The organism is Actinomycetospora flava, from assembly GCF_037400335.1.
GTDB lineage: Bacteria > Actinomycetota > Actinomycetes > Mycobacteriales > Pseudonocardiaceae > Actinomycetospora > Actinomycetospora flava.
This window is the reverse complement of sequence record NZ_JBBEGM010000002.1, coordinates 106,979-126,377: the sequence shown is the minus strand read 5'-3', so window position 1 is coordinate 126,377 and position 19,399 is coordinate 106,979. Positions and strand designations below refer to the sequence as shown.

At 75.5% G+C, this 19,399-nt stretch carries 22 protein-coding genes; 11 read left to right on the top strand and 11 right to left on the bottom strand.

Features of this window, described 5'->3' with window-relative positions:
- Positions 1 to 97: 97 nt before the first annotated feature.
- The 3 genes from WCD58_RS07275 to WCD58_RS07265 all read right to left on the bottom strand — a co-directional run bounded on the left by WCD58_RS07275 (position 98) and on the right by WCD58_RS07265 (position 2,556).
- The gene (locus WCD58_RS07275) at positions 98 to 550 is read right to left on the bottom strand and encodes a hypothetical protein (RefSeq protein WP_337701101.1); all 453 of its coding nucleotides are present in this window, start codon (positions 548 to 550) and stop codon (positions 98 to 100) included.
- A 111-nt stretch (positions 551 to 661) separates the two neighbouring features.
- Entirely contained in the window at positions 662 to 1,381 is a 720-nt protein-coding gene (locus tag WCD58_RS07270; RefSeq protein ID WP_337701099.1) for an RluA family pseudouridine synthase, read from the bottom strand.
- Entirely contained in the window at positions 1,378 to 2,556 is a 1,179-nt protein-coding gene (locus tag WCD58_RS07265; protein WP_337701097.1) for an isochorismate synthase, read from the bottom strand. Before WCD58_RS07265 ends, WCD58_RS07270 begins: the two co-directional genes overlap by 4 nt.
- 156 nt (positions 2,557 to 2,712) lie before the next feature.
- On the opposite strand from WCD58_RS07265, the gene WCD58_RS07260 reads away from it, so the two are divergent.
- Positions 2,713 to 4,125: a cytochrome P450 gene (locus WCD58_RS07260; RefSeq protein WP_337701094.1), complete on the top strand. Its 1,413-nt coding sequence runs from the start codon at positions 2,713 to 2,715 to the stop codon at positions 4,123 to 4,125.
- Positions 4,126 to 4,215: 90 nt separating this feature from the next.
- Positions 4,216 to 4,611 carry a VOC family protein gene (locus WCD58_RS07255; RefSeq protein ID WP_337701092.1) on the top strand — a complete coding sequence of 132 codons (396 nt, stop codon included), beginning with the start codon at positions 4,216 to 4,218 and terminating at the stop codon, positions 4,609 to 4,611.
- Here the strand turns inward: WCD58_RS07255 and WCD58_RS07250 are convergent.
- The gene (locus WCD58_RS07250; RefSeq protein ID WP_337701090.1) at positions 4,542 to 5,846 is read right to left on the bottom strand and encodes an FAD-dependent oxidoreductase; all 1,305 of its coding nucleotides are present in this window, start codon (positions 5,844 to 5,846) and stop codon (positions 4,542 to 4,544) included. The genes WCD58_RS07255 and WCD58_RS07250 overlap by 70 nt on opposite strands.
- 193 nt (positions 5,847 to 6,039) lie before the next feature.
- Here WCD58_RS07250 and WCD58_RS07245 point away from each other — a divergent pair, with 193 nt between their 5' ends.
- From WCD58_RS07245 to WCD58_RS07225, 5 genes are read left to right on the top strand one after another with little or no spacing between them, the layout of a single operon-like run.
- Positions 6,040 to 6,717, top strand: coding sequence for an energy-coupling factor ABC transporter permease (locus WCD58_RS07245; RefSeq protein ID WP_337702004.1), 678 nt, complete (start codon positions 6,040 to 6,042; stop codon positions 6,715 to 6,717).
- On the top strand, positions 6,714 to 7,067 hold the full coding sequence (locus tag WCD58_RS07240) for a PDGLE domain-containing protein (RefSeq protein WP_337701088.1): 354 nt from the start codon (positions 6,714 to 6,716) through the stop codon (positions 7,065 to 7,067). Before WCD58_RS07245 ends, WCD58_RS07240 begins: the two co-directional genes overlap by 4 nt.
- Positions 7,067 to 7,831 carry a cobalt ECF transporter T component CbiQ gene (gene cbiQ / locus WCD58_RS07235; RefSeq protein ID WP_337701086.1) on the top strand — a complete coding sequence of 255 codons (765 nt, stop codon included), beginning with the start codon at positions 7,067 to 7,069 and terminating at the stop codon, positions 7,829 to 7,831. Before WCD58_RS07240 ends, cbiQ begins: the two co-directional genes overlap by 1 nt.
- Before the next feature lie 34 nt (positions 7,832 to 7,865).
- Positions 7,866 to 8,597 (top strand): energy-coupling factor ABC transporter ATP-binding protein, encoded by a 732-nt coding sequence (locus WCD58_RS07230; RefSeq protein WP_337701084.1) that lies wholly within the window; start codon positions 7,866 to 7,868, stop codon positions 8,595 to 8,597.
- A 20-nt stretch (positions 8,598 to 8,617) separates the two neighbouring features.
- Positions 8,618 to 9,049 (top strand): pyridoxamine 5'-phosphate oxidase family protein, encoded by a 432-nt coding sequence (locus WCD58_RS07225; RefSeq protein WP_337701082.1) that lies wholly within the window; start codon positions 8,618 to 8,620, stop codon positions 9,047 to 9,049.
- Here WCD58_RS07225 and WCD58_RS07220 read toward each other — a convergent pair.
- The 3 genes from WCD58_RS07220 to WCD58_RS07210 all read right to left on the bottom strand — a co-directional run bounded on the left by WCD58_RS07220 (position 9,037) and on the right by WCD58_RS07210 (position 11,332).
- Positions 9,037 to 9,774: a Clp protease N-terminal domain-containing protein gene (locus tag WCD58_RS07220; RefSeq protein ID WP_337701080.1), complete on the bottom strand. Its 738-nt coding sequence runs from the start codon at positions 9,772 to 9,774 to the stop codon at positions 9,037 to 9,039. The genes WCD58_RS07225 and WCD58_RS07220 overlap by 13 nt on opposite strands.
- Before the next feature lie 39 nt (positions 9,775 to 9,813).
- Positions 9,814 to 10,632 carry a GNAT family N-acetyltransferase gene (locus tag WCD58_RS07215; RefSeq protein ID WP_337701078.1) on the bottom strand — a complete coding sequence of 273 codons (819 nt, stop codon included), beginning with the start codon at positions 10,630 to 10,632 and terminating at the stop codon, positions 9,814 to 9,816.
- Positions 10,633 to 10,798: 166 nt separating this feature from the next.
- Complete coding sequence (locus WCD58_RS07210) at positions 10,799 to 11,332, bottom strand: GNAT family N-acetyltransferase (RefSeq protein WP_337701076.1); 534 nt, start codon at positions 11,330 to 11,332, stop codon at positions 10,799 to 10,801.
- A 100-nt stretch (positions 11,333 to 11,432) separates the two neighbouring features.
- On the opposite strand from WCD58_RS07210, the gene WCD58_RS07205 reads away from it, so the two are divergent.
- Both WCD58_RS07205 and WCD58_RS07200 read left to right on the top strand, forming a co-directional pair.
- Positions 11,433 to 12,182 carry a tyrosine-protein phosphatase gene (locus tag WCD58_RS07205; RefSeq protein WP_337701074.1) on the top strand — a complete coding sequence of 250 codons (750 nt, stop codon included), beginning with the start codon at positions 11,433 to 11,435 and terminating at the stop codon, positions 12,180 to 12,182.
- Between the two features lie 117 nt (positions 12,183 to 12,299).
- On the top strand, positions 12,300 to 12,572 hold the full coding sequence (locus tag WCD58_RS07200) for a hypothetical protein (protein WP_337701072.1): 273 nt from the start codon (positions 12,300 to 12,302) through the stop codon (positions 12,570 to 12,572).
- Here WCD58_RS07200 and WCD58_RS07195 read toward each other — a convergent pair.
- Together WCD58_RS07195 and WCD58_RS07190 are read right to left on the bottom strand one after the other, a co-directional pair.
- Positions 12,562 to 14,505 carry a homocysteine S-methyltransferase family protein gene (locus WCD58_RS07195; RefSeq protein ID WP_337701070.1) on the bottom strand — a complete coding sequence of 648 codons (1,944 nt, stop codon included), beginning with the start codon at positions 14,503 to 14,505 and terminating at the stop codon, positions 12,562 to 12,564. The genes WCD58_RS07200 and WCD58_RS07195 overlap by 11 nt on opposite strands.
- Positions 14,502 to 15,815 (bottom strand): PucR family transcriptional regulator, encoded by a 1,314-nt coding sequence (locus WCD58_RS07190; protein ID WP_337701068.1) that lies wholly within the window; start codon positions 15,813 to 15,815, stop codon positions 14,502 to 14,504. Before WCD58_RS07190 ends, WCD58_RS07195 begins: the two co-directional genes overlap by 4 nt.
- A 136-nt stretch (positions 15,816 to 15,951) precedes the next feature.
- On the opposite strand from WCD58_RS07190, the gene wrbA reads away from it, so the two are divergent.
- Entirely contained in the window at positions 15,952 to 16,560 is a 609-nt protein-coding gene (gene wrbA / locus WCD58_RS07185; protein ID WP_337701066.1) for an NAD(P)H:quinone oxidoreductase, read from the top strand.
- 49 nt (positions 16,561 to 16,609) lie between these two features.
- Entirely contained in the window at positions 16,610 to 17,218 is a 609-nt protein-coding gene (locus tag WCD58_RS07180) for a maleylpyruvate isomerase N-terminal domain-containing protein (protein WP_337701064.1), read from the top strand.
- 64 nt (positions 17,219 to 17,282) lie between these two features.
- Here the strand turns inward: WCD58_RS07180 and WCD58_RS07175 are convergent, their stop codons facing one another.
- Together WCD58_RS07175 and WCD58_RS07170 are read right to left on the bottom strand one after the other, a co-directional pair.
- Entirely contained in the window at positions 17,283 to 18,566 is a 1,284-nt protein-coding gene (locus WCD58_RS07175) for a dimethylsulfonioproprionate lyase family protein (protein ID WP_337701062.1), read from the bottom strand.
- 2 nt (positions 18,567 to 18,568) lie between these two features.
- The gene (locus WCD58_RS07170) at positions 18,569 to 19,384 is read right to left on the bottom strand and encodes an ABC transporter permease (RefSeq protein ID WP_337701060.1); all 816 of its coding nucleotides are present in this window, start codon (positions 19,382 to 19,384) and stop codon (positions 18,569 to 18,571) included.
- Between the last annotated feature and the right edge of the window lie 15 nt (positions 19,385 to 19,399).

The window sequence follows — 19,399 nt, the reverse complement described above, 5'->3', positions numbered from 1 at the left end:
GCCGGGCCCGGGCGCCGGCTCTTTCGGAGAAATGCTTCGGAAGTCGAAGCGCTTTCGTCGGAGAGACACCGCTCTGGCAGCGCCGGGGAGCGCGCGATCAGGGTACCGGCGGTGGCTGTCTCGTCGCGACGAACACGAAGGTCAGCGTCGCGACGAGCAACGAACCGATGCCGGCGGCCGCCGAGAACGCCGCTGCCTGTCCACAGAAGCGCGACACGGTGTGCCGTAGAGCCTGAACACCGCGCTGACGACTGCTCAACGCTTTGAGGTTCTCCCACTTGTGCCGCTTGAGGTGGCATGCACCCAAGAGGCCCCGACCGTTGTTGCCGCAGTAGTCCACTTCGCCGTCGCGCTTCTCTTTGTTGATCGCCATGCACGGCGTCTCCGCGAAGAACAGCGCGAACACGATGACCAGCGCAGAACCGACCAGTAGCAGCACTGGGTTCGTCCGGTCCGCAATGAACCAGCCGTACGCCACGAGCGCCAGGACCAGATACCCCCAATTCTGGCCGACGCTCTTCCAGATTCTGCGCTTGCTCGTCGCACGCACGAGCAACCAATCTATGTCGAGCGCAGAGAAGATCTCAGGCCCGAAAGAGTGGACCGCACAGCGATCGTTTCTCGTTCGGGATCGCGGCGTGCTCGCCGTGGTTCGAGCCGGTCACGTGGCGGCGGGGCCCAGGGCCCGGAAGTCGTCGCGCGGCGGGGCCTCGAGGTCGTGGCGGACGCCGTCGGGGCCGGTGAACGCGAGGCGCCAGGCGTGCAGACCCGTGCGGGTCTCCGGGTTCTTCGTGAACAGCGGGTCGCCGACGAGCGCGTGGCCGATCCAGGCGAGGTGCACGCGGATCTGGTGGCGGCGCCCCGTCGTCGGCGTCACCGCCAGCAGCGTCCGGTCCTCGCCGCGGCGGAGCACCTCGAACGTCGTCGTCGACGGATAGGTGTCGCCGGGCAGGACGGCGTCGGCGGGGACGGACCAGGTGCCGCCGTCAGGACCGGAAACGCACGTGATCGCCTCGCGCGGCGCGGCGATGCGCACGCGGTTCTTGCGGCCGACCGACAGCGGGAGCTCGACCGTGCCCCGCTCGGGCAGGCCGGTGCCGGACGCGACGGCGAGGTAGGTCTTCGCGACGGTGCGCTCGGCGAACTGGCGGGTGAGGTCGCCGTGCGCCTCGAGCCGGCGCGCGAACAGGACGATCCCCGAGGTCACCTTGTCGATGCGGTGCGCGGGCCAGAGCTTCTCGCCGGCGTCGGCGGCCAGGCGGACGAGGTCGGTGTCGTGGCGCTCACCCATCACCGACCAGCCCGCCGGCTTGTCGAGGACGAGCAGGTCGTCGTCGCGCAGCAGCTCGCGGTCGGCGCGGATCCCGTCCCAGGTGCTCACCCCTCGTCGAGCCCCAGCGCGTCGAGCAGGGTGCGCAGCTTGACCGCGGTCTCGGCGAGCTCGTCGGCGGGGCGCGAGGCGGGCACGATGCCGGCGCCGGCCCAGAGCCGGACGCGGTCGCCCTGGACCTCGCCGCAGCGCAGCGCCATGACCCACTCGCCGTCGCCGTGCGCGTCGGTCCACCCCACGGCGCCGGTGTAGAAGCCGCGGTCGAACGGCTCGATCTCGGTGATCGCGGCGTGCGCGGCGGGCCGCGGCACCCCGCACACCGCCGGCGTCGGGTGCAGCGCCTGCGCGAGGTGCAGCGCCGACGCGTCGGGGTCGGTGGTCCGTGCGCGCACGGTCGTCGACAGGTGCCACAGGGTCGGGGTGCGCACGAGCGAGGGCTCGTCGGGCACCTCGAGGTCGTCGGCCAGGGGACGCAGCCGCTCGGCGACGTCGGCGACGACGAGCGCGTGCTCGTGGCGGTCCTTCGCGGACGCGAGGAGGGCCTCGCCGCGGCGCCGGTCCTCCTCGGGGTCGGGCGAGCGGGCCGCCGAGCCGGCGAGCGGGTTCGCCGTCACCGTCGTGCCGCGCCGCGAGAGCAACAGCTCCGGGCTGGCGCCGAGCAGCGTGCGCGCCGTCCCGGGCCGCGCGGGCGGGAGGTCGACGGCGAACAGGTAGCTGCGCGGGTCGCGGCGGGCGAGCTCGCGCAGCATCGGCACCGGGTCAACCGGCCCGTCGGCGACGACCTCCAGCGCGCGGGCCAGCACGACCTTGTCCAACGCGCCGGTCGCCATGCGCGCGAGCGCCTCGGCGACCATCGACTCGTAGACCGCCGGGGCCGGGACGGGGCGGGCGGTGCCGGCCACCGGCGTGCTGCCCGGCCCGGCGACGAGGACGGCGCCGAGGGGGTCGGCGCGCTCGACGTGCTCGGGCACGACGAGGTGCGCCGGCGCGGCGGGGTCGAAGGGCAGGGCACCGACCGCGAGGGCCGACCCGCCGAGCTCCCGCAGGCGCCGCAGCACGGCGTCGGCGTCACCCGAGGGCAGCCGGGTGCGCGTGCCACGGGTCAGCAGCGCGCCCTGCGGGCCGGAGAACCAGGAGCCCTCGCCGGGCGTCCAGGACCGGAGCAGCCGCACCGGGTCGGCGGCGGCGCCGATCGGCGCGCGTGCCGCCGGGCTGGTGCTCGTCACGGTCGCGTTCCCCCTGCCGTCGTGCGCCTCGGTGGCCATGGTGGTCCAGAGGGTCGGACTGCGCCGTCCCGGACCGTCACCTTTCACCCTCCGCGCCGGGTGACTCCCGGTCCAGCGGTGGGGGCGTGACTCGCCGCACCGTCATACTCTGGGTATGTGACGACGGATCAGGCGGACCCCCGCACGGCGCCGACGCCCCTGCCGCGCTGGCGGTCGGACCTCCGCCTCGGCACCCGGATCGCGATGATGCGTGCGGGCGGCCTGGCGCTGGCCCTGCGCGGCGACCCCGTCGCACGGCTCATGCACCGTCCCTGGCGCCTCGATCCGTACCCCACCTACGCGCGGCTGCGCGCCGACGCCGCGGCCGGGGGCGGCGTCGCCCGGAGCCGGACGGGCATCCGCGCGGTCGCCTCCCACGAGGCCGCGACCGCGGTGCTGCGCGACCGCCGCTTCGGTGTCCGGCTGGCCGACGGGCGGATGCCGTTCGATCCGCGCGACACGGAGCAATCAGGGGAGCACGCCGATAGGGGAGCTGGCGCCTCCGAGAGCGACGACGCCAGCAGCACGACGGGCGGCGACCCGACCGATCCCGAGGCGGCCCTGCTCGAACCGATCGACCTCTCGCTGCTCGGTCTCGACGCGCCCGACCACACCCGGCTGCGGCGCCTCGCGCAGCCGACGTTCGCCCCGAAGCGCCTGGCGCAGTACCGCGAGACGGCCCGCACGGTCACCGGGAAGCTCCTCGACGCCGCGCCCGCGCAGGGTCCGTTCGACCTGGTCAGCACGCTCGCCGCGCCGCTGCCGATCAGCGTCATCTCCGAGCTGCTCGCCATCCCCGACGTCGACACCCCGCGCTTCGCGGCCTGGGGCCGGGTCGTGGGCGCGGCGCTCGACGGCGTCCACTCGGTGCGCCACGCCCACGCGCTCTCGCGGGCCACCGCCGACCTGCGCTCGCTGTTCGCCGACCTCGTCGAGCGCCGCCGCGCCGACCCCGGCGAGGACGTGATCTCCCAGCTCGTGCACGCGCTCGACGAGGGCACGCTGACCCTCGACGAGCTCGTCTCGCTGGCCCAGCTGCTGCTGATCGCCGGGTTCGAGACGACGACCAACCTCGTCGGCAACGCGGTGCGCGCCCTGCACGCGAGCGGGACCTGGGACGACCTGGCCGCGGACCCGGGCCTCGCCGCGAGCGTCGTCGAGGAGACCCTGCGCTTCGACCCGCCGGTACAGCTCACGGCGCGGTTCGCGCACGAGGACGTCGAGCTCGGCGGGCGGACGCTGCGCCGCGACACCGGCGTGCTCGTCCTGCTGGCTAGCGCGGGCCGCGACCCCGCCGCGCACCCCGACCCCGACCGCTTCGACCCGCGCCGCGAGCAGACCACGGCGCATCTCGCGTTCTCCGGCGGCGCGCACTACTGCCTCGGTGCCGCGCTCGCGCGCATGGAGGGCGAGGTCGCGCTGGAGCTGCTCGCGGAGCGGATGCCGCGCCTGCGCCCGGCGGGACGGCTCGTGCCGCGCGTCGCGACGGTCCTGCGCGGGCCCCGGCGCTTCCCGGTCCGCGCGGACTGAACCGGCGCTCCCCGGTGCAGCGAACGTGGCCTTCGCTGCGATAGAAGCAGCGAACACCACGTTCGCCGCGTCCCACACCCGGAGGCCCCGATGCCCGAGCTGCCCTCGATCTCCCACGTCGCGCTGTCGGTGACCGACCTCGGGACCAGCCGGCCCTGGTACGAGCGGCTCTTCGGCGTCGAGCCGGCGATGACGCTGTCCGACGGGCCGTTCGAGCGGAAGGTGTTCGCGCTGGCCGGCGGGCAGCTGTTCGGCCTGACCGCGCACGACGCCGCGCGCTCGGGCGACCGGTTCGACGTCGTCTCCCCCGGGCTCGACCACGTCGGCTTCGCGTGCGCCGACCGCGCCGAGGTCGCGGCGTGGCAGACCCACCTCGACCAGATCGGCGTCACGCACAGCGGCATCGTCGAGGCCGACTACGGCTGGGCGCTGTCCTTCACCGACCCCGACGGGAACGCGCTGGAGTTCTTCGCGCTCGCGTCCTGACCCCGCCGCGCCCACGCCGGCGCGCGCTCGGGCAGGAACCCGACCCCGACGAGGTAGGCGGGCACGACCTGCAGCGCCGGCACCCGCTGCAGCAGCCGCACCGGCGCCGGCAGCCGGCCGACCCCCAGCCCGCCGCCCCGCAGGACGTTGCGCACGACGACGCGGTGCGCGATGCGCTGCGCGGTCTGGGTGGCGACCGTCGGGAACCACCGGCGCCGCTGCACCCGCCGCGCGGCGCGGTCGACGGCGGCGGGGTCGGGGTCCGGGCCGAGCGCCGGCGCGAGGAGACGCGCGGTGGCGACGGCGTCCTGCACGGCGAGGTTGATGCCGACGCCGCCGACCGGGGACATCGCGTGCGCCGCGTCGCCGATGCAGAGCAGGCCCGGCGCCGACCAGCGCCGCAGCCGGTTCAGGGCGACGCGCAGGAGCTTGACGTCGTCCCAGCTCTCCAGGGCGTCGACACGCTCGCCGAGCCACGGCATGGCCCGGTCCAGGTCGTCGCGCAGCGCCTGCACCGGGCCGCGGCGGGACTCGGCGTCGGTGCCGCGGGCGATGAGGTAGGCGACCTGGTAGTGGTCGCCGCGGTCGATCATGATGATCATGCGGCCGTCGGCCGACAGCCTGCCGAGCCCGCCCGCCGGGTCCTCGGGCTCGCGCGGCAGCCGGAACCACCAGACGTCCATGGGCACGGCGAAGTCGTGCTGCGGCAGCCCGGACAGCTCCCGCACCCGCGAGTCGCGCCCGTCGCAGGCGACGACGAGGTCGGCGGCGAGCTCGTGGCCCTCGATGCCGGAGGAGCCCCAGCGCACCCCGGTGACCCGCCCGCCGCGCCGGACGAGGTCGGTGACCTCCGCGTGGCGGATCAGCGTGAACGTCGGCTCCTCCTCGCCCGCGGCGGCGAGCATGTCGAGCAGGTGCCACTGCGGCACCATGGCGACGAACGGGTGGGGCTCGCGCAGGCGGCTGAGGTCGCCGATCTGCGCCGGACCGGCGTCGACCACCACGCGCACCGAGTCGATCGGCTTCCACGGCAGCGCCTCGAACCGGTCCCAGAGCCCCAGCTCGTCGATCAGGGTCATCGTCGACGGGTGGACGGTGTCGCCGCGGAAGTCGCGCAGGAAGTCGCCGTGCTTCTCCAGCACCGTGACCTCGACCCCGGCGCGCGCCAGCACGAGACCCAGCACGATCCCCGCCGGCCCGCCGCCCACGACCGCACACGTCGTCCGCTGTGTCATCGGACGAGCATGCCGGGGAATCGGGCGTTCACGACAGCGCCGCGGCCACACCCTCTTTTCGGCCAGGTTCCGGTTGTCGCCGGAATAGTGCGACAGGGAAAGTCCTGCGACACACTGGTCGCCGCCACCCGTCCGGGTGTCCGGACCCGCCTCGTGGGGGTGACTCGTGGAACCGCACACCGACCTCGTCGCCATGCACATGAGCGACGGCATCGTGAACGCGCCGACCTCGGTGATCTTCGGTGTCGTCGCGGTGCTCGGCCTCGCCGTGTGCGTGGCCCGCGCCCGGCGCGACCTCGACGACCGCACCGCGCCGATGGCCGGGCTGGTCGCCGCGTTCGTGTTCGCCGTCCAGATGCTGAACTTCCCGATCCTGCCCGGGGTCAGCGGCCACCTGCTCGGCGGCGCGCTCTGCGCGATCCTCGTCGGCCCGTACGTCGGCGCGATCTGCGTGTCGATCGTCCTGCTGCTCCAGGCGCTGCTCTTCGCCGACGGCGGGCTGTCCGCGCTCGGCACCAACATCACCAACATGGCGCTGATCGGCACGTTCGTCGGCTACGGCGTCGCGGTCGCCCTGCGCAGGATCGCCCTGCGCAGCCGCGGCGGCCTGATCGCGACGGCGTTCGTCGCGGCCTGGGTGAACACGGTGGTCGCGTCGCTGGGCTTCGTGCTCGAGTACGCGATCGGCGGCCAGGGCCTCGCGCTGGGCACGGTCTTCGGCCTCATGACCGGGCTCCACGCGCTGATCGGGATCGGCGAGGGCATCATCACCGCGCTCACCGTCGGCGCCGTCGCCGCCGTGCGCCCCGACCTCGTCTACCTGACACGCTCCGCCGCGCCGTCGCTGCAGTTCAAGGGAGCCCAGGCATGAAGAAGCTGCCGCTGGCCTTCTACGCCGGCTTCCTCGTCGTCGCCCTGCTGCTCGCCGGCGTCGTCTCGTACGCGGCGAGCAGCAGCCCCGACGGTCTCGACGCCGTCACGCAGACCGGCTGCCAGCTCGACGAGGCCGGTGAGCCGGTCGGCGGGCAGTGCATCGCCCAGAACGCCGGCGAGCACGCCACCGCGGGCAGCCCGCTCGCCGACTACACCGTCGGCGGCAGCGAGGGCAGCACGGGCGTCGCGGGGGTCATCGGCGTGCTGGCCACGCTGGTCGTCGCCGGCGGGCTGTTCTGGCTCCTGCGCCGGCGGTCGCGCGACGACACCCCGAGCCGGGTCGAGTAGTGGCCGCCGGGCACGCGCACCCGCTCTACCGCGCCGGCGACTCGGTGGTCCACCGGCTCCCGGCGCACGTGAAGATCGTCGTCGCGTTCGTCTTCGTGCTCGCCGTCGTGGCGACGCCGCGCGAGGCGTTCGCGGTGTTCGGCCTGCAGTTCCTGCTGCTCGTGGGCGTGTGGGTCGCGGCCCGGATCCCGCCGGGCTGGCTCGCGACGCGCGCGCTCATCGAGGCCCCGTTCGTCGTGCTCGCGGTGCTGCTGCCGTTCTTCGCGACCGGCCCGCGGGTCGAGTGGTGGGGCATGTCGCTGTCGGTCGACGGGCTGCTCGCCGGCTGGAACATCCTGATCAAGGGCACGCTCGGCGTCCTCGTCTCCGTGACGCTGGCGGCCACCACCCCGCTGCGCGACCTCGTCTCCGGGCTCTCGCGGCTGCGGGTGCCGTCGATGGTGTGCGTGATCGCGACGCTGATGCTGCGCTACCTCGAGGTCATCGCCGCCGAGGCCCGGCGGATGCGCCTGGCCCGCGTCTCGCGGGGCCACGACCCGCGGTTCGCCTGGCAGCTCGGCGCCACCGTGCGGTCGGTGGGCGCGCTGTTCCTGCGCTCCTACGAGCGGGGCGAGCGCGTGCACCTGGCGATGCTGTCCCGCGGCTACACGGGCGCGATGCCCGCCTTCACCACGGCGTCCGCGTCGACGGCGACGTGGTCGGTCGCCCTGGTGCCCGCCGTCGCCGCGGCGCTGCTCGCCGTGTCCGGATACTGGGTGTGGTGACCACCGGGAGACGAAGCGGAGCGGAGCTCGACCCATGACGGCGTCGCTCGAGGTGTCCGGGCTCGCCTTCGCCTACCCCGACGGCCACCAGGCGCTCTTCGGCGTCGACCTGCGCATCGAGCGCGGCGAGCGTGTCGCGCTGCTGGGCCCGAACGGGGCGGGCAAGACGACGCTCGTGCTGCACCTCAACGGTGTGCACCGGGCCGGGGCGGGGACGGTGCGCGTCGGTGGGCTGGAGGTCACCCGCGAGCACGTGCAGGAGATCCGGCGGCGGGTCGGGATCGTCTTCCAGGACCCCGACGACCAGCTGTTCATGCCCACCGTCGCCGACGACGTCGCGTTCGGGCCGGCGAACTTCGGGGTTACCGAGCCGGAGCTGTCGTTGCGGGTCAAGGAGGCCCTCGACGCGGTCGGGGTCGCCGAGCTCGCCGACCGCTCCCCCATGCACCTCTCCGGCGGCCAGCGACGCCGGGCGGCGCTCGCGACCGTCCTCGCCTGCGACCCCGAGATCCTCGTCCTCGACGAGCCCTCGACCCACCTCGACCCGGTCGCCCGCCGCGAGCTCGCCGACGTCCTGCTCGGCCTGGATCGCACGATGCTCATGGTCACCCACGACCTGCCCTACGCCCTGCAGCTCTGCCCGCGCTCGGTGGTGATCGACGGCGGCGTGGTGGTCGCCGACGCCGCGACCCGCGACCTGCTCGCCGACGCCGACTTCCTCGCCGCTCATCGCCTCGAGCTGCCGTTCGGGTTCGCGCTGGACTGAGCCCGTGCCAGGCTCACGGCATGGACCTCGACCACTTCCGCGAGCGGGCGGCCGGTGAGCACTTCCTCGTCGTCGTGTCGACCGCCCGGGCGGACGGCTCGATCCAGTCGTCCGTCGTCAACGCCGGCGTCATGGACCACCCGGTGCACGGGACGCCGATCGTGGCGCTCGTCGCGGCGGGCGGCTCGGCGAAGCTCGCCCACCTGCGCGTCCGTCCGTGGACGACGGTCACGGTGCGCGCCGGGTGGCGCTGGACGAGCGTCGAGGGCGCCACCGAGATCGCGGGGCCGGACGACCCGCTCACGGGGGTGGTCGACGTCCCCGCCCTGCTGCGCGAGATCTTCGTCGCCGCCGGCGGCACGCACGACGACTGGGCGGAGTACGACGCGACGATGGCGCGCGAGCGCCGCGCGGCCGTGCTCGTGACGCCGACGAGGATCTACGGCGTCTGAGGGTCCTGAGGGGCGCCGGAGAGCATCGACAGCGTCCGGACGATCTGTCCCTCGACGGCGTCGCGCCCCAGCCCGAGGCCGGTGAGCGTGCCGGCGCCGTCCTCCTGCTCGAGCAGCGCGAGCAGGATGTGCTCGGTGCCGACGTAGTTGTGCCCCAGCCGCAGGGCCTGGCGGAACGTCAGCTCCAGCACCTTCTTGGCGGTGCCGTCGAACGGGATGAGCGCACCGAGCTCCTCGACGCGGGGCGGCAGGGTGCCGACGAGCGTGCGGCGCGCCGTCTCCGGCGAGACGCCGAGCTCCTTCATGGTCAGGACGGCGAGCGACTCCGGCTCGTGGAGCAGCCCGAGCGCCAGGTGCACGGGCGTGATCTCGGCGTTGCCGGCGCTGCGCGCCTCCTCCTGCGAGGCGACGACGACGTTGCGGGCGCGCGGGGTGAAGCGGCCGAAGCCCTCCTCGAAGTCGATCTCCCCGCCCGGGCCCTTGGGCACGAAGCGCTTCTGGGCGGCCTGCTTGGTGACGCCCATGCGCTTGCCGATGTCGGTCCACGACGCCCCGGAGCGGCGGGCCTGGTCGACGAAGTGCCCGATGAGGTGATCGGCCACCTCCCCGAGGTGCTCGGCGGCGAGCACGGCGTCCTGGAGCTGCTCGAGGGTGTCGGAGTGGACCGACGTGATCGCGTTGATGAGGTCGTCGAGACGGACCGGGGGCGCGGGAGTGTCTGCCATGCGTCCACCTTAGGTTGACGATGGCGGTGTTCGTCAACCCTAGGTGGACGCCGGCACCAGCCGCGCGTCGACGATGTCCGTGACGCCGACGAACCCGAGCCGCGCGTAGAGCGCGTTGCTCGTCGGGTTGTCGAGGTCGGTGAACAGCAGGACCTCGTCGGCGCCGCGCTCCCGCGCGTGCCGTGCCGCCGCCGCGGCGACCGCGGCCCCGTGGCCGTTCCCCCGGTGCGCGGGACGCGTGTAGACCGGGCCGATCCGGACGGTCCCGAGCATCACCGGCGAGGCCGACGCGTACGCGACCGGCTCACCGCCGGCGAGCGCGACGACCGCGCGCCCCTCGGCGACGGCCGCGTCCATCGCGGCCCGCGGCGGCACCGGGTCGTCCGGTGTCGCCTCGTGGTGGAACTCGAGCAGCCAGGACCAGAGGAGGTCGGCGTCGCCCGCGACCGCGCGCCGCGTCGGCGGCGGGTCGACCGGCGGCCGGAGCCGCTCGAGGCGGTGGAGCCGCTCGGTCACGACGGGCTCGGTGGTGGCGCCCCAGGCCCGCGCGAGGTGCTCGACGGTGTCGGCGGGGCCGAGGACGCGCTCCGGACACGGCTGGGCGGCGGCCCAGGCTGCCGCGGCCGCCGGCGACATCGCGCTCACCACGGGGCGGTGGGGCGGGGTCCGGGCGATCACCGCGCCGCCGTCCCCGTCCCACCAGGCGAGCTCCGGCGGCCCGTCCTCGGCCGCGGCGCCGGGCATGCGGAGGCGCTCGACGATCGTGAGGACGACCGTGCACGCGACGCGGTGCGCGCGGAGGTGGTCGGCGGTCGCGCGCCGGAACACCTCGACGTCGTCGGTGACCGTCCAGCCCATGGGCCCAGGGTCCCGGCGGCGTCGAGGGAGTTGCCGACCCGTGTCCTCGGGACACGGATCGGCAGCACCACTTGCCGAGCCGCGCTCGTGAGCAGCACCTTCGCACGCGAGAGGCGCCTCGCCACTTGCCGGACGCGCCGCTCGCAGCCGTCACGGAGCCACGGGCTCAGGGCGCCGGCGGGATCCAGAACCGCAGGGTCGGGGCGACGCGGTCGCCGTAGGGCCGCGACGAGGGCCACCCGGCGTCGAGCACACCGCCGCAGCGGCGGATGACCTCCAGCGAGCCCGCGTTGTCCTCGCGGCAGGTCACGAGGACCGGCCCGACGCCGCGGGCGCGGAGGAACGCGACGCTGCGCCGCAGGATCGCGGTCGCGTAGCCGCGGCGCCGCTCCTCGGGCAGGACGGCGTAGCCGACGTGGCCGCCCTCGACGCAGAGCGTGTCGGTGAGCGTGTGCCGGATCGACGCCCGGCCGACCACCCGCCCGCCGACGTCGGCGTACAGGAACGTGCTCGCCACCCGCCCCGGCGGCAGGCCGTCGCCGCGGTGCTCGCGGTCGAGCCGGTCGAGGTAGGCCAGCCACGGTTCGTCGTCGGGCCGGAGCCCGAAGTCGAACCCGTCCGCGGTCAGCGCGGCCTGCGCCGCGCGCGCCACCGGCTCGTCCGAGGGCAGGGGTGCGCGCAGGACCAGGTCGTCGGACACGGGTTCCACCCTGCACCGCCCGGGGTGAAGTCGCCCACGACCGGCCGAGGAGGAGCGGCCGCCGGGGGACCATGGAGGTCCCAGCCGAAGGAGACCCGCGGTGCCGGCCACGCCCACGGACGCGTCCACCCCCGACCTGGTCGTCCCCCACAGCCCCCGGCTGTCGAACCTCCGCGACGTCGGCGGGATGCCGACGCTCGACGGCGGCCGCACGCGCCCCGGCGTGCTGTGGCGCTCCGACGCCCCGCTCGAGGGCGACACCACCGAGGGTCCCGGTGGCCTGCCCTGGCCGCCCGGCAGCGTCATCGACCTGCGCAACCCCATCGAGCTGCCCGCGGTGCACCCGCTGCCCGCGCTCGGGTCGGAGCTGACGACGCTGTCGCTGATCGCGTCGCTGGCCCCCGCCGAGCAGGCACGCGGCCGCCGCGGCGAGCTCGACGCCGGCGAGCTCTACCTCCTGTTGGTCGAGTCGATCGGCGCGACCTGGCTGCCGCAGCTCGTCGGGATCGCCGCGTACGGGCCGGGCCCGCTGCTCGTGCACTGCGCCGCCGGCAAGGACCGCACCGGCGTCGCCGTCGCGCTCCTGCTCCGCGCCGCCGGGGTCGACCGCTCCACCGTCGCCGCCGACTTCGCCGCCACCAACGACCACCGCGCCGCGCTGCGGGACCGGCTCGTCGCCCAGGGCGCGATCGACGCGTCGGTCGAGGCGAGCCGCATCGGCGTCACACCCGAGCACATCGAGCCGGTGCTCGACCTGCTCGACGACGACCCGTGGGCGCCCCTGCGCGACGCCGGCGTCCCCGACGCCGACCTCGCCGCGTGGCGCGCTCGCCTCGTCGAGGGCGCCTGACTGCGGCCGTCCGGGGGAACCGCCGGCCGACGCTGTGCCACGCCACAACGGCGTCGTCGTGATCTCTGTGGGCGGGCACAGTGCCCGGCCGGGGTCCCTCCCCGAAGACTGGACGGTGTGCGGGTCCACCAGGCCCGCGAGGCGCCGATCGACTTCGAGGTGACCCGGATGAACGACCCGACGACGTGCCCCTGCTGCGGTGTCGTGGTCATGCCCCGCGAGATGTCCTACGACTTCGACGGCGAGACCGTCGCGTCGCTGACGCGGGAGGTCGCCTACCTGCGCGCCACCGTGGCTCGGCTGCGCGGCGCCCCGGTCGCGCCGGTGCTCCCGGCGCCCCGGGCGATCGAACGGACGGTCGAGCGGCCCATCGAGGCCGTCAGCGCCTGACGCGGGCCCCGTCGGATCCGTCCGCGGCGGCCCGCAGCCGGGTCACGGCGGTCGTCGGGTCGAGGCCCGGCACCGCCGACCCCGGCCAGCGCACGACGACGCCCTCGACCAGCGCGGCGGCCTCGGCGACCAGCTCGGCCGCCAGCGACAGCCCGGTCCGCGCCGCGTCGGGACCGTCGCCGGCCCGGCGCATCGGCTCGACCACCGTGTCGGGCACGACGATGTCGGGCACCTCGTGGCGCAGGTGCTCGGCCTGGGCGTAGCCGGTGAGCGCGCCCACCGAGGCCAGCACCGGCACCCGCCGGCCGGCGGCCGTCAGCGCGTCGAGCACCGTGCGCAGCCGGTCGACCTCGAACACCGGCCGCGTGACCAGGAACTCCGCCCCCGCCTCGACCTTCGCCACCGCCCGCGCGGCCTCGTGCTCGAGGTCGTCGGCACCGGGCGTGATGCGCGCACCGAGCCGGAACGCCGTCGCCGTGCCCAGCTCCTGACCGTCGGCGTCGACGCCGTGGTTGAGGTCGGCGGCCAGGCGCATCAGCTCGAGCCCGTCGACCTCCCACACACCGTCGCCGACGGCCTGCTCGGCGTGCACCGGCGGGTTGCCCGTCTCGCACACCAGCGTCCGCACGCCCAGGGCGTGCAGCCCGAGCAGATCCGCCTGCAGGGCGAGCAGGCTGGTCTGCCAGCTCGTGACCGTGAGCGCGGTGTCGACGTCGACGCGGTCGTGCAGGTGCACCGCGAGGCCGGTGGTGCTCGTGGTGGCGCGCCGGGCGCGGGACCGGCTGACCCACAGCACCGACGCCCCGCCCGAGACCGCGCGCCGGGCGCGGGCCAGGTGCTCGTCGGGGCCGCCGGCGCCGGCGACCTCGGCGGCGATGAGGAACTCCCGCGACGCCGGGCGCCCGCGCAGCCAGCGCTCCACCGCGCCCCGCCCCGGGCCCGGCTCGTCGATCTCCTCGTCGGGGGCGGGCGCCGGGTCGGGCTCCGCGCGCGGGGCGGGGACGACACGCTCGTGACGGGGAGCCGCCGGGGGCGACCAGGCGTCGTGCGTGGTCAGCGCCCGGGCCGCCGCGGCCGTGTGCTCGGGCGTCGTCCCGCAGCACCCGCCGACGAGGCGCGCGCCGGCCTCGACGTAGCGCAGCACGTAGCGCGCGAAGTGCTCGGCGTCGCCGGCGAAGCGCACGCTGCGGTCGGCGACGACGTGGGGCAGGCCGGCGTTCGGCTGCGCGGACAGGGCCGGCCCTCCGGTCGGGCCCATCCGGCGCACGACGTCGAGCAGGCCCTGCGGGCCGAGCGTGCAGTTGGTGCCGACGGCGACGGCCCCGGCGTCGACGAGCCGGGCGACGACGTCCGCGGGCGACTCCCCCGCGGCGGTCAGGAGGTCGCCGTCCTCGTCGACGAAGGTCGCCTGGGCGACGACGGGCAGGTCGGTGACCTCCTGCACCGCGCGGATCGCGGCGAGCAGCTCGCCGGCGCGGCTGAACGTCTCGAGCACGACGAGGTCGACGCCGCCCTCGACCAGCGCCTCGACCTGCTCGCGGATCGCGATCGCCGCCCGCGCCTCCTCCACCGGGACGGCGAGCCCGGGCGGCGTCGCGGGCGACACGGAACCGGCGACCCAGGCCGGGCGTCCAGCGGTGTCACGGACGCCGGCGGCGAGGCGGGCGCCGGCGAGGTTGATCTCGCGGACGCGGCGGGCGAGACCGTGGCGCTCGAGGCGGGGGCGCGAGGCGGCGAAGGTGTGGGTCTGCAGGACGTCGGCGCCGGCGGCGAGGTAGCGCTCGTGCAGCGCCGAGACCAGCTCCGGGGCGATCACGCAGAGTTCGGCGCCGTGGCCCTCGACGAGCCCGCCGCTGGCGCGCGCGAGGGTGCCCATCGCGCCGTCGCACAGCAGCACGCGGCGCCCGAGGGCCTCGGTGAACGACTCGCTCACCCCTCCATCTCCCCGAGGATCTCCAGCGCCATCTGGGCGGCGAGACGGTCGCGGTAGGCGTCGAGGTCGAGGCCGGACAGCTCCTCGGCGCGCCGCAGCCGGTAGCCGACGGTGTTCGGGTGGACGTTGAGCACCCGGGCGACGCGCTGCGGGCTGCCGTCCTCGCGGAAGTAGCGCGCGAGGGTGCGCAGCAGCTCGACGGTGCGCTCGGAGCGGTCGGTCGCGAGGCGGCCGAGCACCTCGCGGGCGAAGGTCCGCGCCGCCTCGGGGTCGGGGATCTGCAGCAGCAGGCGGTGCACGCCGAGGTCGTCGAAACGCAGCACGCGCCCGGCGCGCCCGAGCCTCCGGGCGGCGACGAGGGTGCGGCGGGCCTGGTCGTAGGACGTGGCGATCTCGCCCGGGTCGCGGACCGTGCCGCCGACGGCGACGGTGACCGGCCACTGGGCGTCCGGGTCCGGCACGCGGCCGCGCGCGAGGCGGCGGGCGCAGGCGGCCCCGACGGTGGCCGGGTCGGCGGTCTCGGGGACGACGGCGACGGTCTCGGTGTCGCGCACGACAGTGAGCGCGGAGGGGGCGGCGGCGAGCAGGTGCTCCTCCGCCTCGCCGAGCAGGCTCGCCGGCCCCGCGCCGTAGGCGCCGTCGTCGTCGGGCGACACGACGACGACGCGGTGGTCGACGCCGGCGTCGTAGCCGACGTGCTCGGCCCACTGGGCGGCCTGGTCGGCGTCGCGGGCGCGGTCGAGCAGCAGCCCGGAGACGAGGTCGCCGCGCACCTGGCCCGCGGCGGTGGCGAGCACCCGGTCGCGTCCGGCGATGACGCCGACGACGGTCGCGGCGTGCTCGGCGACGAGCAGCAGGACGTCGTCGCCCGCAAGCGTCTCGGGGCGGTCGCGGGCCGCGGTGTCCTCCTCGGCGAGCAGGAAGGCGGGGACCTCGCGGCCGAAGAGCACCGGCGCGACGACCTGCACGCGGCGCCCCGGACCCGGCACGCGCAGGGCGCGCCCGGCGGTCGCGGCCACCTCGAGGGTCCGGGGCCACACGGCGCTGCGGGCGTCGGCGCGCACGAGGGCCGAGGCCTCGGCGATGCCCATGCCGGGCGCGGCGGCGGCGAGCACCTCGCCCGCGGGCCCGACCACGGCGGCGAGCACCCCGAGCTCGCCGGCCATCACCGACGCGACGGCCTGGGCGTCCACCGAGGGCGCGGCGACGAGCCCCGAGAGCCGGCGGTAGAGCGCGACGAGACCGCGCGCACCCGGGGCGTCGGACCCCGGGGCGTCCGGGGGTGTCGTGCGCACCTCCCTCGTCGTCACGGGCGCATTCTCCCCTGTCACGGGCGTTCGCGGGGCTCGTGCGGCGATCAGAACCGACTCGGCACCGATACCCCGCGCGGTCGGCGACGCCCGGACGGGTCATGATCGGGGCTCCACACCGACCCGGGAGGACCCGTTGTCCGATCGCGCTCCCCGCATCGCCGTCGTCTTCTACTCCGCGACCGGCAACGTGGCGAAGCTCGCCGAGTCGCTCGCCGAGGGCGCCCGCGAGGCGGGCGCCGAGACCCGCGTCCGCCCCGTCGCCGAGCGCGCGCCGGCCGAGGCGATCGAGGCGAACCGGCGCTGGAAGGCGTGGGTCGAGGACAATCCGTACGACACCGTCGCCTCGCTGGACGACCTGGAGTGGGCCGACGGCCTGGCGCTCGGGAGCCCGACCCGCTTCGGCAACAGCGCCGAGCAGCTCAAGGCGTTCCTCGACACCACCGGCGGCCTCTGGGCGCAGGGCAAGCTCGCGGGCCTCGTCGGGACGTCGTTCACCAGCGCCTCGACGGGCCACGGCGGGCTCGAGGCGACGATCCTGTCGATGAACAACGTGCTCTACCACTGGGGCGCGCTCGTCATGCCGCTCGGCTACGCCGCCGACCCGTCGCTGATGTCGTCGGGCAACCCGTACGGGGCGTCGTGGGTGTCGCGGAAGTCGGCGGAACCGGACGACGCCGCGCTCCAGGCCGCCCGCGTGCAGGGCACCCGGCTCGCCCGGATCGCCGACAGGCTGAAGGACTGACCGGCCTCCGTGAGTGATTTCCTGCCCTATAGGGCAGAAAATCACTCACATGCTGGAGGGGTACGCCGAGGCGGCGCAGGCGGTCAGCGGGCTGGTCGGGCGGATACCGGAGGACGCGTGGGACCGCCCGGGGCTCGGGGAGTGGGACCTGCGCGCGCTGGTCGGGCACACGAGCCGCTCGTTCGTCACCGTGCTCACCTACCTGGAGCGCCCGGCGGACACCGAGGACATCGACTCGCCGGAGGGCTACTACGCGCTCCTGCCCTCGATGACCGGCGAGGGGCTCGACCAGGCGGCTGTGGCCCAGCGGGGGCGTGACGCGGGGGCGGCGCTCGGTGACGACCCGGCGGCGGCGTTCACCGCGCTCGCCGGGCGGGCCGTCGCGGCCGCCCGCGCCGCCGACCCGGACGCGCTGATCGCCTCGATCGCCGGCGGCCTGCGCGTCGCGTCGTACGTGCCGACGCGCACCGTGGAGCTGGTGGTGCACGGGCACGACATCGCCGCCGCCACGGGCCTCGAGGTCGCGTTCACCGACCACACGATCACGCAGGTGGCGACGGTGCTCGCGCGGACCGGCGTGCGCCTGGGGCACGGGCGGCTCCTGCTCGACGCGCTCACCGGCCGCGCCCCGCTGCCCCCGGGCTTCTCGGTGGTCTGACGGGCGAAGCCCAGGTGAGTGGAGTGGGTCGCCCCGGCGACCCATTCGACTCACGTGCGGAGCGTCAGGCGGCCGAACCCACGGTGGCGACGAGGTCGTCGAAGCGGGCCGCGAGGTCGAGGTCGTCGACGGTGACGACCTCCTGGCGCTCGGTCCGCGCGCGTACGGTCAGCGTCGTGGGTGTGCGGTCGAGGATCCGCAGCCGCCGGCCGGTCTCGCTCTCGACGGCGCGCAGGCGCTCGAGCAGCAGGTCGAGGTGCTCCGAGGGCAGCGCGACGGTGCGCTCGATGCCGCTGCGGTCGCCCGACCACTCCGTGAGCTCGCCCTGCAGGGTGCGGTCGAGCTCGTCGGCGTCGACCGGCTGCGGGCGGCCCTGCGCGCCCTCGGACGCGGCGTCGGGCGGCAGCGTCGGCCCGGAGCCGAGCAGCGAGGGCGGCAGCACGCGGGTGATCCGGTCGCCGAGGTCGCCGTCCTCCGCCCGGAGCTGGCCGGTGACCGCGGTCAGCGCGTAGCGGGCGCGTTCGGCGGGCCACCCGGTACGGCGCGCCACCTCGTCGACGAGCCCGGTCTCGGTGGGCTCGCCGCCGTCGTTCTGGCGGTCGACGCCGGACTCCTGCTCGAGCAGCTTCGGCAGCGCCGCCGCGAGCGCGTCGCGGTCGTCGGCGGGCAGGTGCGCGGCCACGGTCGCGAGCACGGCGTCGGCGGCGCGGCGGGCGTCGTCGGTCGAGGCGAAGCCACCCCGGGTGGCGACGCCTGCGAGGAACTCCTGGTGTCGCATGGATCCGGGCCTACCCGGCACCCCGTCCCTCGTACCTCGACAGAACGTCGACGACGTCCCCACCGCACCGGTCCAGACGTAGACCATCAGCGCCGCGCGGTCGTCGGTCTCCATCCCGTGCGGCTGCCAGGGCGCATGGTGGATCCAGGTCCCCGCCGGCTCCGGGGCCGGGGGGTCGTCGAGCCCGTGCACCCAGCGGATCGTCGCCGTCGGCAGGTAGCGCTCCTCGGCCGGGTGGTGGTGCGGCGGGTAGCGCACGCCGGGCCCGAGCAGCAGGAGCCCGGCCGCGACGTCCGGCGCCTGCGCGAGCGTCGCGTGCGCGTAGCCCGCGAGGAACGACGGGTCGGGCGGGTCGGCGACGTACGCCGCGGTCTGCCCCCACGCCACGCCGGTCGCCAGCGGGCGCAGGAGGCCGGCGAGCTCGGCGTCGACCTCCTCGCCCGCCCGCGCGAGCGCGTCGTCGAGGTGCGCCAGCACCGGGAGCGCCCCTGGCTCCCCGCGCCGCGGCTCCGCGGGGAGCCCGTCGAGCACCGGCGCGAGCCGGCGCCGCAACGCCTCCCAGGGCGACACCCTCAGTCCAGCGCCCGGCGGACGAACCCCTGGATGCCGATCGCCCCGAACAGCGCGCACGACGCGACGAGCGCCAGCAGGCACACCCACCCCGCGAGGTGCGGCACCGACGGCGTCAGCGCACCGCGCAGCCCCTCGGAGATGTAGGTGATCGGGTTGAGCGCGCAGACCACCTGGAACCAGCGCAGGTTCTCCAGCTGCAGGAACGGGAACTGCGTCGAGCCGGTGAACAGCAGCGGCGTGATGACCAGCGCGAACACCACGTTGATCTTCCGCGGCGACACCAGCGTGCCGATGCACAGCCCCGCGGCCCCGCCGGCCAGCGAGCCGAGCACCAGCAGCAGCGCCGAGAACGGCAGCCCCGAGAGCTGCCAGTCGACGTTGCCCAGCACCAGGTAGCCGACCGGGATCATCACCAGCGAGCCGAACAGGCCGCGCGACGCCCCGAACACGATCTTCTCGACCGCGACCAGCCGCGTCGACAGCGGCGCGAGCAGGCGGTCCTCGATCTCCTTGGTGTACGAGAAGTCGATCACCAGCGGGATCGCGGTGGCCTGCACGGCCACGAAGAACGCGTTCAGCGCGAGCAGCCCGGGCAGGAGCAGCTGGGCGTAGCCCGGCGTCACGTAACCGAGCTGGCCCAGCACCACGCCGAACACGAACAGCAGGAAGAACGGCTGCATCAGCACCTGGCTGATGAAGGTGCCGAACTCCTTGCCGGTGACCGCGATGTCGCGGCCCAGCACCCCGAGGAACGCCCGGCCCTGGCCCGGCCCCGCCCGATTCGGTGTCGCCGTCGTCGGCGCGCTCAGCGTCATCCGTTCCGGCTCCCC

Excerpts from the sequence above, each read along its gene's own strand:
- WCD58_RS07230 (WP_337701084.1), top strand. The coding sequence starts at position 7,866 with ATGACGGCGTCGCTCGAGGTGTCCGGGCTCGCCTTCGCCTACCCCGAC.
- WCD58_RS07215 (WP_337701078.1), bottom strand. The coding sequence starts at position 10,632 with ATGGGCTGGACGGTCACCGACGACGTCGAGGTGTTCCGGCGCGCGACC.
- WCD58_RS07245 (WP_337702004.1), top strand. The coding sequence starts at position 6,040 with ATGCACATGAGCGACGGCATCGTGAACGCGCCGACCTCGGTGATCTTC.
- WCD58_RS07250 (WP_337701090.1), bottom strand. The coding sequence starts at position 5,846 with ATGACACAGCGGACGACGTGTGCGGTCGTGGGCGGCGGGCCGGCGGGG.
- WCD58_RS07180 (WP_337701064.1), top strand. The coding sequence starts at position 16,610 with ATGCTGGAGGGGTACGCCGAGGCGGCGCAGGCGGTCAGCGGGCTGGTC.
- WCD58_RS07240 (WP_337701088.1), top strand. The coding sequence starts at position 6,714 with ATGAAGAAGCTGCCGCTGGCCTTCTACGCCGGCTTCCTCGTCGTCGCC.
- WCD58_RS07220 (WP_337701080.1), bottom strand. The coding sequence starts at position 9,774 with ATGGCAGACACTCCCGCGCCCCCGGTCCGTCTCGACGACCTCATCAAC.
- WCD58_RS07255 (WP_337701092.1), top strand. The coding sequence starts at position 4,216 with ATGCCCGAGCTGCCCTCGATCTCCCACGTCGCGCTGTCGGTGACCGAC.
- WCD58_RS07225 (WP_337701082.1), top strand. The coding sequence starts at position 8,618 with ATGGACCTCGACCACTTCCGCGAGCGGGCGGCCGGTGAGCACTTCCTC.
- WCD58_RS07170 (WP_337701060.1), bottom strand. The coding sequence starts at position 19,384 with ATGACGCTGAGCGCGCCGACGACGGCGACACCGAATCGGGCGGGGCCG.